Genomic DNA, 13333 nt, shown 5'->3' with positions numbered 1-13333 from the left:
CCCGCGCGTCGGGTTCGCATTCGGGGAGGCAAGAAAGAAGCCCTCCCGCGATGAACGCGAGAGGGCTTCTGCGGTTGTGACCCCAGCGGGATTCGAACCCGCGTTACCGCCGTGAGAGGGCGACGTCCTAGGCCGCTAAACGATGGGGCCGCATTTGCAACTTGTCGAGTATGCCACACGAGCGACTGCACGGGCAAACCGAGCCGCGTTGCGCTCGGCAGGGATTCGGTATTAGCTCGGATCATGAAATTGACCAAGATGGAGCATGCGGCGCTGGTTCTCGAGAGCGCCGGGCAGAAGCTCTTCATCGATCCCGGGTCGTTCACGACCGCCCTCACCGAGACGTCGAGCGCCGTAGCCGTCGTGATCACGCACGAGCACGCCGACCATTGGACGCCGGAGCAGCTCGACCGCATCATCAGCATGAACTCCGGGCTGCGGATCTTCGCCCCGGCGGGCGTTGCCGCGGCGGCGTCCGGGTACGACATCACCGTGGTCTCGGCGGGCGACACGCTCGAGGCCGGGCCGTTCACCCTCCGATTCTTCGGCGGGAAACACGCCGTCATCCACGACTCCATCCCCGTGGTCGACAATGTCGGCGTGCTGGTGAACGACGAGCTCTACTACGCCGGCGACTCCTTCGTCGTGCCTGAGGGCGTCGCCGTTGGAACGTTGGCAGTACCGGCGGGTGCCCCGTGGCTGAAGATCAGTGAGGTCATCGATTACGTGCTCGCCGTGAAGCCCCGACGGAGCTTCCCGACTCATGAGATGGTGCTCTCGCGGGCGGGCAAAGACATGTCCAACGGGCGCATCAAGGCCGCGACCGAGCAGAACGGTGGCGAGTTCTTCCCGCTGGAGCCGCACGAGTCGCTCGACCTGTAGGCCTAGCCTTCGACGCATCCGTTCAGGAGGGTCACGTCGCCGCCCGGGCACGTGAGGTGGCTCCAGTCCCCCGACCCGTACCTATCGAACGCCCCGTTCACATACATCTCGAACCCTTGCATGCCCGGGGCCGTGCGGTAGAAGGTCACGATCGGGTCCCCCTCAGTGGTCGGCGCGACGACCGCCAGTTCGGTCGGTGGGCAAGGACTGCGGCTGAGGAAAGGCCGTGACGCCGCCACAGCCGGACAGCCTGAGCGCCAGGACGGCCCCGATGGTGAGAGCGCTCCGGCGTTGCATGCTCGGAGCCTCTCACGTGAGACGCGTCCTGGCGCAACTCGTCATCGAATCGTGACCAGCGTGCGCCCGCGGGCGCTGCTAAGCGTGCTGCTTGCTCTCTTTCACGGCTTGGAAGTACGCGCGCGCGGGAGCAAGCCACATCAGAACGGCCGCGACGACGGCCGCCAGCGCCTGCAGTGCCCCAACCCCGTAGCTGCTCAGGATGCTGAACAACGACAGGACGCTGAGAACCGTGAGTATCCAGCGAGCCCAGTTCGCGCCGCGCTTCATGAAGAACGCAAAAAGGACGTACACGGCCACCCAGAAGATGACGAACACGACGCTGAAGATGACTGCGGCGGTCATGATCGCGTCCAAGGTGCTGCCCGAGACGGGCTGCCCGCTCGACTCAAGCTGGCGTTGTGCCTCTTCCCTCCTCGGCCCCAGCGTCGCGAGCGAGATGATCATGCTCACGATGCTGAGCGCCGCCGCAGCAATGTAGAGCCAGAAGGCCGTTGTGACCTGCGTCGGCGGCGCCGGGCGCGTGCCGGTGTAACCCAGTCCGGAGGCGTTCGCCTGATAGGGAGGGAGAGAGGATCCGCTGTCATAGTGAGGAGTGCTCATGTGCGCACTCTATCCCTCCCCACGGCTCCCGTGCAGGTTGTCCACAGAAATGACTCCAGAACTGGGGGAATGTGCGACTCGAACCACTCCCATGCACCCCGCTTCCCCATCCCGCGAACTGAGAGTAGACCACCCTTTCGCACGGGCGCGACGATTGCACGACTCACAGTTCGCGGTAGGGCGGGCGTGGGTTTTGTTAAAGCAAAAGACCCGCACGAGGCGGGTCGAAATGCTGGGGTACCTGGACTCGAACCAAGAACAACTGAACCAGAATCAGCCGTGTTGCCAATTACACCATACCCCACCGTCCACCCGGGCAACCGGGCCGACGTGCAACTCTAACCCACGCGGCCGGGCCTCGACAAACTGAGCCGCGGTCAGCAAGGAGCGCGGGCGTCAGTCCCCGGGCCCGTCCCGGTACACATCGAGGAGCGACCCGAGCAGGTCACGGTTGACCGCTGCGGCGGTGCGGGCCCCGGTCCCCGCCGCCACCATGAGCTGCCCCGCGCCGGGCGCGATCGAGTCCCCGGCCGCGTACAGGCCGGGCACAGAGGTGCGCCCGTGGTCGTCGACGAGGATGAGGCCGTCGGCATCCGTTTCGACCGGCAGGTGCTGCAGGAACGACAGCGCGGCGGGCGTCCACTGCGGCCGCACGAACCCGCCTTCCCGCTGAATCACCTCGCCGTCTTCGAGCTCGACGCCCGTCATGGCGCCCTGCTCCCCCACGATGTCGCGGATGGCGCGGCGGTCGACGCTGATGCCACGTCGCCGGAGGGCGGCCTCTTCCTCGGCCGTCACCTCGCCGACGCCGTTCGTGAACACCATGAGGTCGCGCGACCACTGCGAGAGCAGGAAGGCCCGCTCGGCGAGGTCGGAACTCTCCCCGATCAACGCGAGCGCGGCATCCGCTTTCTCATAGCCGTCGCAGTCGATGCAGCTGTGCAGATTGGTGCCGTACCAGGCGCGGATGCTGGGAAGCGCCGGCAGCGTCTCGACCAGACCGGTCGCGATGAGCACGGCCTGCGCTGTGACCTCCCGGTTCGGCTCCCCCCGCATGCCCTTGGTGGTGACGGTGAAGCGGGCGTCGCCGGCCTCGTCGGCGGGCAGAACCGACCGCACCAGCCCGCTGTGGAAAGCAGCGCCCGGGTAGCTTTCGAACTCGGCGCGCCCCAGGCGGCGCAGCTCCAGCGGCGAGATGCCGTCGCGGGTGATGAACCCATGCGCGTGCAGCGTCGCCGAATTGCGGGGTCGATTGCTGTCGACGAGCAGCACGCTGCGACGCGCCCGCACGAGGCTCAGCGATGCCGCGAGCCCGGCCGGGCCCGCGCCGATGACGAGGGCGTCTACGTGCTCGGTCATGGCGCCAGGGTGCGCGCCAACCGGGAGAGCCGGTCGAGGGAGTCGGCCTTGCCGAGGATCTCCATCGATTCGAACAGCGGCGGCGACACCCGGCGCCCCGAGACGGCCACCCGCAGCGGTCCGAATGCGACCCGGGGTTTAAGCCCGAGGCCGTCGATGAGTGCCTCGGTGAGCGCGGTGTGCACCCGGTCGTGGGTCCACTCGGCGTCGGGCACCTCCTCGAGCACGCCGCTCGCCGCGGCGAGGATCTCGCCCGCGTTCTGCGGGAGCGACGAGCGGGCGTCTTCCTGGTACTCGAGCTCCGCGGCGGGCGTGAACAGGAAGCCGAGCATCGCGGGCGCCTCGCCGAGCAGGGCGATGCGCTCCTGCACGAGCGGGGCCGCCTCGGCGAGGATCTCCCGCTCGCGGTCGTTCAGCGGCTCCTGCACCACGCCGGCGGCGACGAGGTAGGGAATGGTGCGCTCGGCGAAGTCGGCGTGGTCGAGCAGGCGGACGTGATCGCCGTTGATCGACTCCGCCTTCTTCAGATCGAACCGGGCCGGGTTCGGGTTGACGTTCACGACGTCGAACGCGGCCACCATCTCCTCGATGGAGAACACGTCGCGGTCGTGGGTGAGCGACCAGCCCAGCAGCGCCAGGTAGTTGACGAGGCCCTCGGGGATGAAGCCGCGGTCGCGGTGGTGGAACAGGTTCGACGAGGGGTCGCGCTTGGAGAGCTTCTTGTTGCCCTCCCCCATCACGTACGGCAGGTGGCCGAACCGGGGCACGAACGTGGTCAGACCGATGTCGATGAGCGCGTGGTACAGGGCGATCTGCCGCGGCGTCGACGACAGCAGGTCCTCGCCGCGCAGCACGTGGGTGATGCCCATGAGCGCGTCGTCGACGGGGTTCACGAACGGGTACAACGGATGCCCGTTCGGGCGCACCACGACGAAGTCGCTGAACGAGCCGGCCGGGAACGTGATCTCGCCTCGCACGAGGTCGTCGAAGCTGAGGTCGGTGTCGGGCACCCGGAGCCGGAGCGCCGGCGAGCGGCCCTCCGCCCGGTACGCCTCACGCTGGGCCTCGGTGATGTCGCGCTCGAAGTTGTCGTAACCCATCTTCGGGTCCCGGCCGAGCGAGACGTTGCGGGCCTCGATCTCCTCGCCGGTGGCGTAGCTCTCGTAGATGTGGCCCGACGCCTTCAGCTTCTCGATCACGTCCCGGTAGATGCCGTAGCGCTCCGACTGGCGGTACGGCGCATGCGGGCCACCCTCGCCGACGCCTTCGTCCCAGTCCAGACGGAGCCAGCGGAGTCCCTCGATGATCTGGTCGAAGCTCTCCTCGCTGTCGCGCGCGGCATCCGTGTCTTCGATGCGGAAGACCAGCGTGCCGCCGGTGTGCCGGGCGTACGCCCAGTTGAACAGCGCGGTGCGGATGAGGCCCACGTGCGGCGTGCCGGTCGGTGACGGGCAGAACCGAACGCGAACGTCGGCGCCGGTGGCGGTGGAGAACGGGTGTGCAGTTGTCTCAGACATCACCGACGATTCTAGTTGCCCGCGTGGAGTGGGCCGCGGGGCGGGGGTAGCGTCGGCAAGAGACGCAACGAACCGAGGAGGAACGATGCCCGCATCCGAGGAAATGCCAGACACCATCCGCCGTTCACCCAAGCACGCGCAGGACCTGTGGTCGAAGGTGCACGACTCTGCGGTCAAGGAGTACGGCGAGGGCGAACGCTCGCACCGCACGGCCTTCGCCGCGCTCAAGAACGAGTACGAGAAGGTCGGCGACCACTGGGAGGAGAAGGAGAAGCGCGGACCCTCCGACGACCGGGCGGCCGGCGACCCGGACGCGGACACGGCCGGCGGCGTCAACGCGAACGCCAGCAAGGAGCACCTCTACGACGTGGCGAAGCGCCTGGACATCTCGGGTCGCTCCGACATGTCGAAGGACGGGCTGGTGAAGGCGATCGAGAAGGAGAACGCCAAGCGCACCCGCCAGAGCGACTGAGCGCAGCGAGCCCTCACGCGGTGCGACTAGGCCTTCCGCACCGGGTTCGCGAGTGCGCCGACGCCGGCGATCTCGACCGTGACGGTGTCCCCGTCGGCGAGCGCGCCTTCGTCGCCGCTCGCGCCCGCGACGATCACGTCGCCGGGCAGGAGCGTGAAGATGCCGGAGAGGAAGGCGACCGCAGCGTTTATCCGTTGCATCGCCTGCTCGGCATCGCCGCTCTGGAATACCCGTCCGCCCACGCTCCCCTCGACCTCCGGCGCCGCAGCGAGCTCCGTCTCGATGACCGGGCCCAGCGGGCAGAACGAGTCGAAGCTCATGGCCCGGGAGGACTGCGCGTCCTCCTCCTGCAGGTCGCGGGCCAGCACGTTGTTCGCCACCGTGTAGCCGAAGATCACGCCGCCGGCATCCGCCGCCGTCACGTTCTTCGCGATGCGGCCGATGACCGCCGCGAGCTCTCCGTGGGCGACGACGTCGTCGGACTGCGCGGGCAGCACGATGGCGTCGCCCGGGCCGATGACCGTCGTGTTCGGCTTCAGTGTGAAGAGGAAGCCGTCGTCGTCGGCATCCTCAAGCACCACGACCTTCGAGCGCGGGATCACCGGGGCGAGCAGCTTGGCGTCGGCCAGCGGCACGCGCTCCCCCGTCGGCTCGTAGCCGGCGAACATCGGGTCGCCCTGCAGCACCACCAGGTCGTCGTCGTCCACCACACCGAATGCGATGGCTCCGTCATGGCTGAATCGTGCGATCTTCACGTGAAGCGGCCTTCCTGCTCAGGCGTCGAGGCGGGTCAGCCAGCCGTGCCGGTCGGGCACGCGGCCGTACTGGATGTCGGTGAGTTCCTGCCGCAGTGACAGAGTGATCGCGCCGGCCGGCGCGCCGGCGTCGCCGATCTCCACATCCGCGCCCTTCAGCTGCGAGATGGGCGTGACCACGGCGGCCGTGCCACACGCGAAGACCTCGGTGATGGCACCGGATGCTACTCCGTCGCGCCACTCGTCGATCGTCACGTCGCGCTCCTCCACCGTCATGCCACGGTCGCGCGCGAGCTGCAGGATGCTGTCGCGCGTGACACCCTCGAGGATCGTCCCGGTCAGCCGCGGTGTGACGATCCGGTCGCTGCCGTACACGAACATCACGTTCATGCCGCCGAGCTCATCGATGTGCTGGCCGGTCTCGCCGTCGAGGAAGAGCACCTGGGCGCAGCCGTGCTCGTAGGCCTCCATCTGCGGAAGCAGCGAGGCCGCGTAGTTGCCGCCGCACTTGGCGGCGCCGGTGCCGCCCCGCCCGGCTCGGGAGTATTCGGTCGACAGCCAGATCTTCACCGGGGCGACGCCCTGGCTGAAGTAGGCGCCGGCCGGGCTCGCGATGACGTAGTAGCTCACCTTGTTGGCCGCCCGCACGCCCAGGAACACCTCGTTGGCGATCATGAACGGGCGAAGGTAGAGGCTGGTCTCCCCGCCGCTCGGCACCCAGGAGCCATCCACGGCGATGACCTGCCTGATGGATTCGAGGAAGTCCTCGGTCGAGAGCTCGGGCAGCGCGAGGCGGTGCGCGGAGCGCTGCAGGCGTTCCGCGTTCTTCTCGGGACGGAACGTCCAGATGGAGCCGTCTTCGTGCCGGTAGGCCTTGAGCCCCTCGAAGATCTCCTGCCCGTAGTGCAGCACCGACGACGCCGGGTCGATCTGCAGCGGTCCGTACGGAACGACCCGGGCGTCGTGCCAGCCGTCCTCGATGGTCCAGTCGATGGCGACCATGTGGTCGGTGAAGTGCTTGCCGAACCCGGGATCGGCGAGGATCCGCTCCCGCTCCGCCTGCTCGCGTGCCGTCGTCGACGGGGTCAGCGCGAACGCGAGCGGGTAGGTGGTGTGTTCCTGGGTGTCTGTCGGGGTCATTCGAGTCCCTTGTCGTGGAGGTGGGCGACGATCGCGTCACCGACATCGGTGGTGCGCCGCCGCGAAGGCGTGTCTGCTCGAGCCGCGATGTCGGCCGTGACGGCCGCACGCACGCGCTGTGCCGCGTCGGGGAACCCGAGGTGGTCGAGCAGGAGGGCAACGGAGAGGATCGCTGCCGTCGGGTCGGCCAGCTGCTTGCCCGCGATGTCGGGCGCCGAACCATGTACCGGCTCGAACATGCTGGGGAATCGGCCGCCCGGGTTGATGTTGCCGGAGGCCGCGAGCCCGATGCCGCCGCTGATCGCGGCGGCGAGGTCGGTGAGGATGTCGCCGAAGAGGTTGTCCGTGACGATGACGTCAAACATACCGGGATTCGTGACGAGGAAAATCGTCGCCGCGTCGACGTGCAGGTAATCGACGGTCACCTCGGGGTACTCGACGGCGACGGCGTTGACGGTGCGCTGCCAGAGACTGCCGGAGAACACCAGCACGTTGGTCTTGTGCACGAGGGTCAGCTTCTTGCGTGGGCGGCTCTTCGCGGTCTCGAACGCAAAGCGAACGACGCGCTCCACGCCGTAGGCGGTGTTCACCGAGACCTCGTTGGCGACCTCGTGCGGGGTCCCCGCGCGAATAGCGCCGCCGTTGCCGACGTACGGGCCCTCTGTGCCTTCGCGCACGACGACGAAGTCAACCTCACCCGGGTTCGCGAGCGGGCTCGGCACCCCCGGGAAGAGCACGCTCGGGCGCAGGTTCACGTAGTGGTCGAGCGTGAACCGGAGCTTCAGCAGCAGCCCACGCTCGATGTTCGCCCCCGCGAGCCGCGGGTCGCCCGGCACTCCCCCGACCGCGCCGAGCAGGATCGCGTCGTGGGAGGCGATGGCCTCCAGCTCGTCGTCGGGCAGCACGTCGCCGGTCTCGAGGAAGCGCGCCGCACCGAGCGAGAACGTCGACTTCTCGAACGTGACGTCCTCGGTAGCCGTGACGGCGTCGAGAACCTTGACAGCCTCGGCGACGACCTCGGGTCCGATCCCGTCTCCGGGGATGAGGGCGAGCTTGATTCGTCGAGACATGGCGCTCCTGCAGGAAGAGAAAAATATCGGTAGCTAAACCCTACTGCCGCCGAAGTTGTGCCTATGCTGGACAAAACCTGACAAGCAGACGAAAGCGAGTCATCATGAGTATCGGATTCGGTATCTTCCTGTTCGTCGTCGGCGCCATCCTGGTGTGGGCGCTGAACTTCAGCGTCGACTGGATCGACCTCGACCTCGTCGGCTACATCTTCATGGGCGCGGGGGTGGTCATCGTTCTCATCGGCATCGCACTCCTCATGCGTCGCCGGAGCAGCGTCAGCACGACGCGCACCGGGGTGGACCCGGTCAACGGCGAGCAGGTGACCCAGCAGCGCCGGTCGGTCGACGACATCTAGAGAGACGACAAACGGATGCAGGCCCCGGTTCGCCGGGGCCTGCATCCGTTTTACGCGTGGTCGGCCGCGCTACTCGCTGAGGTCGATCTCCACCAGCAGGTCCGCCGAGATCGAGTCGCTGAGCGACGCCAGCAGCCCCGACGGAACCGGCGAGTCGACGGTGAGTACGCTGAGGGCGGTTCCGCCCGCCACGTGCCGGGCGATCTGCATGCCGGCGATGTTGATGCCGGCGTCACCGAGCTCACGGCCGTAGACGGCGACGATCCCCGGTCGGTCGGTGTAGAGCATGACGATGAGGTGCTCGGCGAACGGTACCTCCACCTCGTAGCCGTTCACTTCCACGATCTTCTCGATCTGCTTGGTGCCGGTGAGCGTGCCCGAGACCGACACCTGGGAGCCGTCGGCCAGGGCGCCGCGCAGGGTGATGACGTTGCGGTACTCCGGCGACTCCGGGTCAGTGAGGAGGCGCACGGCCACGCCGCGCTGCTCGGCGAGGAGCGGCGCGTTCACGTACGACACGTTCTCGCTCACGACGCTCCCGAAGATGCCCTTGAGGGCGGAGAGCTTCAGCACGCTGACGTCGTAGTCGACGAGTTCGCCGCGCACCTCGACGTCGACGCTCGTGAGCGGGCTGTGCTGGGCGAGGCCGGAGAAGACGCGGCCGAGCTTCTCGACCAGGGGGATGCCGGGGCGCACGTAGGGGTCGATGACGCCGCCGGCCACGTTGACGGCGTCGGGAACGAGTTCGCCCGAGAGCGCCAGGCGCACCGACTTCGCGACCGAGACGCCGGCCTTCTCCTGCGCCTCGTCGGTGGAGGCGCCGAGGTGCGGGGTGACGATGATGTTCTCGAGGCCGAGCAGCGGCGACTCGGCCGGCGGCTCGCTGACGAAGACGTCGAGGCCGGCGCCGGCGATCGTGTGATCCTGCAGGGCCTGGTAGAGGGCGTCTTCGTCGATGAGGCCGCCGCGGGCGACGTTCACGATGAACGCGGTGGGCTTCATCAGCGCAAGCTGCTCGCTGCTGATCATGCCGGTGGTCTCCGGCGTCTTCGGCATGTGGATGGTGATGAAGTCGGACTGCTTGAGCAGTTCCTCGAGGCTCACCGGCTGCACGCCGAGCTGCTGCGCGCGGGCGGAGGTGATGTACGGGTCGTACGCGATGACGTTCGTGCCGAACGCCTGCATGCGCGCGGCGATGAGGGCGCCGATGCGGCCGAGGCCGATGATGCCGATGGTCTTCTCGTACAGTTCCACGCCCGTGTACTTGGAGCGCTTCCACTGGCCGTCGGCGAGCGCCCCGTGTGCAGCCGGGATGTGACGGGCCAGGCTGAGGATGTGCCCGACGGTGAGTTCGGCGGCGGAGATGATGTTGGAGGTCGGCGCGTTGACCACCATCACGCCGGCCGCCGTGGCCGCCTTGATGTCCACGTTGTCGAGGCCCACACCGGCGCGGGCGATGACTCTGAGCTGCTTCGCGGCCGCAATGGCTTCCGCGTCGACCTTGGTGGCCGAGCGCACCAGGATCGCGTCGGCGCCGGCGAGCTCGGCGAGCAGCGCCGGGCGGTCGGTTCCATCGACGTGACGGATGTCGAAGTCGGGCCCGAGGGCGTCGACGGTGGCGGGGGAAAGTTCTTCGGCGATCAGGACGACTGGCTTCGGCACGGAAAATGAACCCTTCGGTGGCAGACGGGATGGGAGGCTTGCGCCGCGACCGCGAGGCGCCAGATATCACAAAACTCTATCGGCTGCGCCATCGCACTATGCGCAGTGTGACGCGCGAGTGAATGATCCTCTCCCGATCCGGCACGTGCCGGCTGGGGCCCCACCTAGAAATTCGGGAGCATCTGACTACCGTGGAACGAGGGCCACCCGCCCTGGGACGATGAAAGAGGTAGCACATGACAACCGTGAGTGACTTCGTGATCCAGCGGATCCGCGAGTGGGGGGTGAGCCGGGTCTTCGGATTCCCGGGCGACGGGATCGGGGAGTTCGACGGCGCCCTCGGCAAAGCCGAGCGGGCGGGCGACGGGCTGGAGTACGTGCGTCCGACGCATGAAGAGATCTGCGCCCTCATGGCCACCGCGCACGCGAAGTTCACCGGGGAGGTGGGCGTCTGCATGGCCACGTCAAGCCCCGGCGGCTTCCACATGATCAACGGCCTCTACGACGCCAAGATGGACAACCAGCCCGTCGTCGCGATCGTCGGGCAACAGGGCCTCGACGCGTTCGGCACCTCCGGGCAGCAGGAGAGCAACCTCGAACGCACGTTCTCGGACGTCGCGGTGTACGTGAAGACGATCGTCGCGCCGGAGCAGGCGCAGGCCGTCGTCGATACCGCGTTCCGCTCGGCACGCGTGCACCTCGGGCCGGCCGTCATCATCATCCCGCACGACGTGCAGGGCATGGAGATCGAGGCGCCCCCGCGCGCCAACTGGGTATCGCGGTCGAGCGCCGTGGCTCCGTCAACGGCCATCACCCCCCCGGAGGAGGACATCATCCGCGCGGCCGGCATCATCAACGCCGGCCGGAAGGTCACCTTCATGGTGGGCCACGGGGCGAACGGCGCCACTGACGAGGTGCTGGAGGCGGCGCGGCTGGCCGGTGCCGGCATCATCACAGCCCTGCGCGGCAAGCAGGTCGTCCCCGCCGACGTTCCGCACCACAGCCAGCAGCTCGGACTTCTCGGCTCGCTCCCGAGCTTCAACCAGATGGACGACTGCGACACGCTCGTCCTCCTCGGTACGAACTACCCGTATGCGCAGTTCCTGCCCAAGACCGGGCAGGCGCGCGCCATCCAGGTCGACCTGAAGCCGGAGCAGATGGGCCTGAGATACCCGACCGAACTGAATCTCTGGGGTGACGTGAAGTCCACGCTCGCGGCCCTCATCCCCCATCTGGAGGCGAAGACCGACCTGTCCTGGCAGGACAAGGTCGCCCACGAGATGGTGGAGTGGGAGAACGAGATGGAAGCGCAGGCACTGCTGAGCTACCCCGACGGGGTCAACCCGCGCCGGGTGTACTTCGAACTGAACAAGCGCCTGCCGCCCCGTGCCATCGTCACAGCGGATGCCGGCACGACGGCCGACTGGTACGGCCACCACATCCGGCTGCAGCGCGGGATGATGGGCGACCTCTCCGGTCGCCTGGCGACGATGCTCGCGGCGATGCCGTACGCGGTCGCCGCGAAGTTCGCGTTCTCCGACCGGAGTGTGATCTGCACCATCGGCGATGGTGCCTTCCAGATGCTCGGCATGAACGAGCTCATCACGATCAAGAAGTACATGAACCGGTGGGAGAACCCGCAGCTGATCATCATGGTCCTGCACAACAACGACCTGAGCCAGGTGTCGTGGGAGATGCGAACGGAAGACGCGAACCCGGTATGGGAGACCTCCCAGGACGTCGAATCGGTCGACTATGCGGGATGGGCGGAGCTCCTCGGTTTCACGGGCATCCGGGTCACGAGCGACGACGACGTGGCGGCGGCGTGGGACACGGCGTTCGCCACCCGCGGCATCACCCTGATCGACGCCCACACCAGCAAGAACGTGCCGCCGCTTCCGCCGCACATCACCTTCGAGTTCGCCAAGAACACCGCCGAGGCGCTGCTGAAGAAGGACCCGTTCACCCTGGGCGTCGTGCGCGACTCGGCGGAGGCCCTCGTCTCCGAGGGCGTGGAGCGCGTCAAGGGCGCACTCCACATCGGGCACGACGACGACGAGAAGGAGCGGTAGCCGGGCCGGCTCAGCGCACCCGGAAGGGCTCGGCGTCCGGTTCCCGGAAGTCGAGCCCGCTCCCGGGTGCCGTCGGGTCGGGGCTCACCGTGCCGCCCTGCGGGTCGAGGGTGCCGTCGAAGAACATGTCCTCGATGCGCACGTGGTCGTGGAACCACTCGATGTGCCGCAGGTTGGGTGTCGCGGCCGCGACATGCGCGTGCACGTGCGGGGCGCAGTGCGCCGAAACCTGGAGCCCGAACGACCCGGCGACGGCCGCCGCCCGCTGCCACTCGGTGATGCCCCCGCAGCGGGTGGCATCCACCTGCAGGCAGTCCACGGCCTGGGCCTGGCACATCCGGCGGAAGTAGGTGAGGTCGAACCCGTACTCCCCCGCTGCCACGTCGGCGTCCACCGCGTCGCGCACCTCGCGCAGGCCGTCCAGGTCATCGGACGACACCGGCTCCTCGAACCACTGCACGTCGTGCGCGCTGGCCGCCCGAAGCACGCGGATCGCCTGCTTGCGGGTGTACGCGCCGTTCGCGTCGACGAACAGTTCCGCGTCGGGGCCGATGACCGCCCGGGCCTGGCCGATGCGGTCCAGGTCCCGCCGGGCGTCCTGCCCCCAGGACTGGCCGATCTTGATCTTCACCCGCGGTATCCGCTGCCCGTGCACCCAGCCGCCGAGCTGGTCGGCGAGCTGCCTTTCGGAGTAGGTGGTGAACCCGCCGCTGCCGTAGACCGGCACGTCGGGCCGCACCGCGCCCAGCAGCCGGAACAGGGGCAGCCCGAGCAGGCGTGCCTTCAGGTCCCACAGGGCGGTGTCGACCGCTGAGATGGCGTACCCGAAGGCTCCCTGCCGGGCGTCGTTCCGCACCCCTTTCACCATGGCGTCGAACCGGGCGCCGATGTCCATGGCGTTCTGCCCGGTGAGCCAGCGCTCAAGCGTTTCGGTCACCATGACTGCGCAGGACTGGGGCGCGTAGCTCCAGCCGGTGCCCACCGTGTCACCGGATCTCACGCGCACCAGCACCATCGTCGTGGAGTTCCACGCGATGGTGCCGTCGGCCTCGGGGGCGTCGGTGGGCACGGTGTACGCGCGGGCGTCCACCGTGTCGATGACCGTGTCGTGGTGCAGTGTCGTCATCGTGGGGCCTTCCTTCGTGCCT

General features: G+C 68.1%; 13 protein-coding genes and 2 tRNA genes. 4 read left to right on the top strand and 11 right to left on the bottom strand.

The features are described 5' to 3' along the window. Positions 1 to 77 precede the first annotated feature (77 nt). Positions 78 to 150, bottom strand: a tRNA-Glu gene (locus tag EEJ31_RS10485). Between the two features lie 93 nt (positions 151 to 243). On the opposite strand from EEJ31_RS10485, the gene EEJ31_RS10480 reads away from it, so the two are divergent. After that, on the top strand, positions 244 to 882 hold the full coding sequence (locus tag EEJ31_RS10480) for an MBL fold metallo-hydrolase (protein WP_123046254.1): 639 nt from the start codon (positions 244 to 246) through the stop codon (positions 880 to 882). A gap of 2 nt (positions 883 to 884) precedes the next feature. Here the strand turns inward: EEJ31_RS10480 and EEJ31_RS13905 are convergent, their stop codons facing one another. From EEJ31_RS13905 to gltX, 5 genes are all read right to left on the bottom strand, one after another. Next, positions 885 to 1031: a hypothetical protein gene (locus EEJ31_RS13905; RefSeq protein ID WP_158603941.1), complete on the bottom strand. Its 147-nt coding sequence runs from the start codon at positions 1029 to 1031 to the stop codon at positions 885 to 887. Between the two features lie 226 nt (positions 1032 to 1257). Next, the gene (locus EEJ31_RS10470; RefSeq protein WP_123046252.1) at positions 1258 to 1782 is read right to left on the bottom strand and encodes a hypothetical protein; all 525 of its coding nucleotides are present in this window, start codon (positions 1780 to 1782) and stop codon (positions 1258 to 1260) included. Between the two features lie 232 nt (positions 1783 to 2014). Beyond that, positions 2015 to 2086: transfer RNA gene (locus EEJ31_RS10465), tRNA-Gln, on the bottom strand. Positions 2087 to 2178: 92 nt separating this feature from the next. Next, complete coding sequence (locus EEJ31_RS10460) at positions 2179 to 3141, bottom strand: NAD(P)/FAD-dependent oxidoreductase (protein WP_123046251.1); 963 nt, start codon at positions 3139 to 3141, stop codon at positions 2179 to 2181. After that, complete coding sequence (gene gltX, locus EEJ31_RS10455; RefSeq protein WP_123046250.1) at positions 3138 to 4658, bottom strand: glutamate--tRNA ligase; 1521 nt, start codon at positions 4656 to 4658, stop codon at positions 3138 to 3140. Before gltX ends, EEJ31_RS10460 begins: the two co-directional genes overlap by 4 nt. A gap of 85 nt (positions 4659 to 4743) precedes the next feature. Between gltX and EEJ31_RS10450 the strand changes: the two genes are divergently transcribed. Then, positions 4744 to 5130, top strand: a complete 387-nt coding sequence (locus tag EEJ31_RS10450; protein ID WP_123046249.1) for a ChaB family protein — start codon at positions 4744 to 4746, stop codon at positions 5128 to 5130. A 26-nt stretch (positions 5131 to 5156) separates the two neighbouring features. Here EEJ31_RS10450 and EEJ31_RS10445 read toward each other — a convergent pair whose 3' ends face one another. From EEJ31_RS10445 to EEJ31_RS10435, 3 genes are read right to left on the bottom strand one after another with little or no spacing between them, the layout of a single operon-like run. Further along, positions 5157 to 5885 carry a fumarylacetoacetate hydrolase family protein gene (locus EEJ31_RS10445; RefSeq protein WP_123046248.1) on the bottom strand — a complete coding sequence of 243 codons (729 nt, stop codon included), beginning with the start codon at positions 5883 to 5885 and terminating at the stop codon, positions 5157 to 5159. Positions 5886 to 5903: 18 nt separating this feature from the next. Next, complete coding sequence (locus EEJ31_RS10440) at positions 5904 to 7025, bottom strand: branched-chain amino acid aminotransferase (RefSeq protein ID WP_123046247.1); 1122 nt, start codon at positions 7023 to 7025, stop codon at positions 5904 to 5906. After that, positions 7022 to 8095, bottom strand: a complete 1074-nt coding sequence (locus EEJ31_RS10435) for a 3-isopropylmalate dehydrogenase (protein WP_123046246.1) — start codon at positions 8093 to 8095, stop codon at positions 7022 to 7024. Before EEJ31_RS10435 ends, EEJ31_RS10440 begins: the two co-directional genes overlap by 4 nt. A gap of 104 nt (positions 8096 to 8199) precedes the next feature. Between EEJ31_RS10435 and EEJ31_RS10430 the strand changes: the two genes are divergently transcribed. Then, a complete protein-coding gene (locus EEJ31_RS10430; RefSeq protein ID WP_123046245.1) occupies positions 8200 to 8451 on the top strand; it encodes a DUF6458 family protein in 252 nt (83 codons plus the stop codon). A gap of 69 nt (positions 8452 to 8520) precedes the next feature. Here the strand turns inward: EEJ31_RS10430 and serA are convergent, their stop codons facing one another. Then, positions 8521 to 10113, bottom strand: a complete 1593-nt coding sequence (gene serA, locus EEJ31_RS10425; RefSeq protein WP_123046244.1) for a phosphoglycerate dehydrogenase — start codon at positions 10111 to 10113, stop codon at positions 8521 to 8523. 236 nt (positions 10114 to 10349) lie between these two features. On the opposite strand from serA, the gene EEJ31_RS10420 reads away from it, so the two are divergent. Beyond that, on the top strand, positions 10350 to 12185 hold the full coding sequence (locus EEJ31_RS10420; protein WP_123046243.1) for a thiamine pyrophosphate-requiring protein: 1836 nt from the start codon (positions 10350 to 10352) through the stop codon (positions 12183 to 12185). Between the two features lie 10 nt (positions 12186 to 12195). Here the strand turns inward: EEJ31_RS10420 and EEJ31_RS10415 are convergent, their stop codons facing one another. After that, on the bottom strand, positions 12196 to 13311 hold the full coding sequence (locus EEJ31_RS10415; RefSeq protein WP_123046242.1) for an enolase C-terminal domain-like protein: 1116 nt from the start codon (positions 13309 to 13311) through the stop codon (positions 12196 to 12198). Positions 13312 to 13333 lie beyond the last annotated feature (22 nt).

This window comes from Cryobacterium tepidiphilum, from assembly GCF_003716325.1.
In the GTDB taxonomy this organism is placed as follows: Bacteria; Actinomycetota; Actinomycetes; order Actinomycetales; family Microbacteriaceae; genus Cryobacterium; species Cryobacterium tepidiphilum.
The sequence above is the reverse complement of the archived record's forward strand: the minus strand, read 5'-3'. Positions and strand labels throughout refer to the sequence as shown.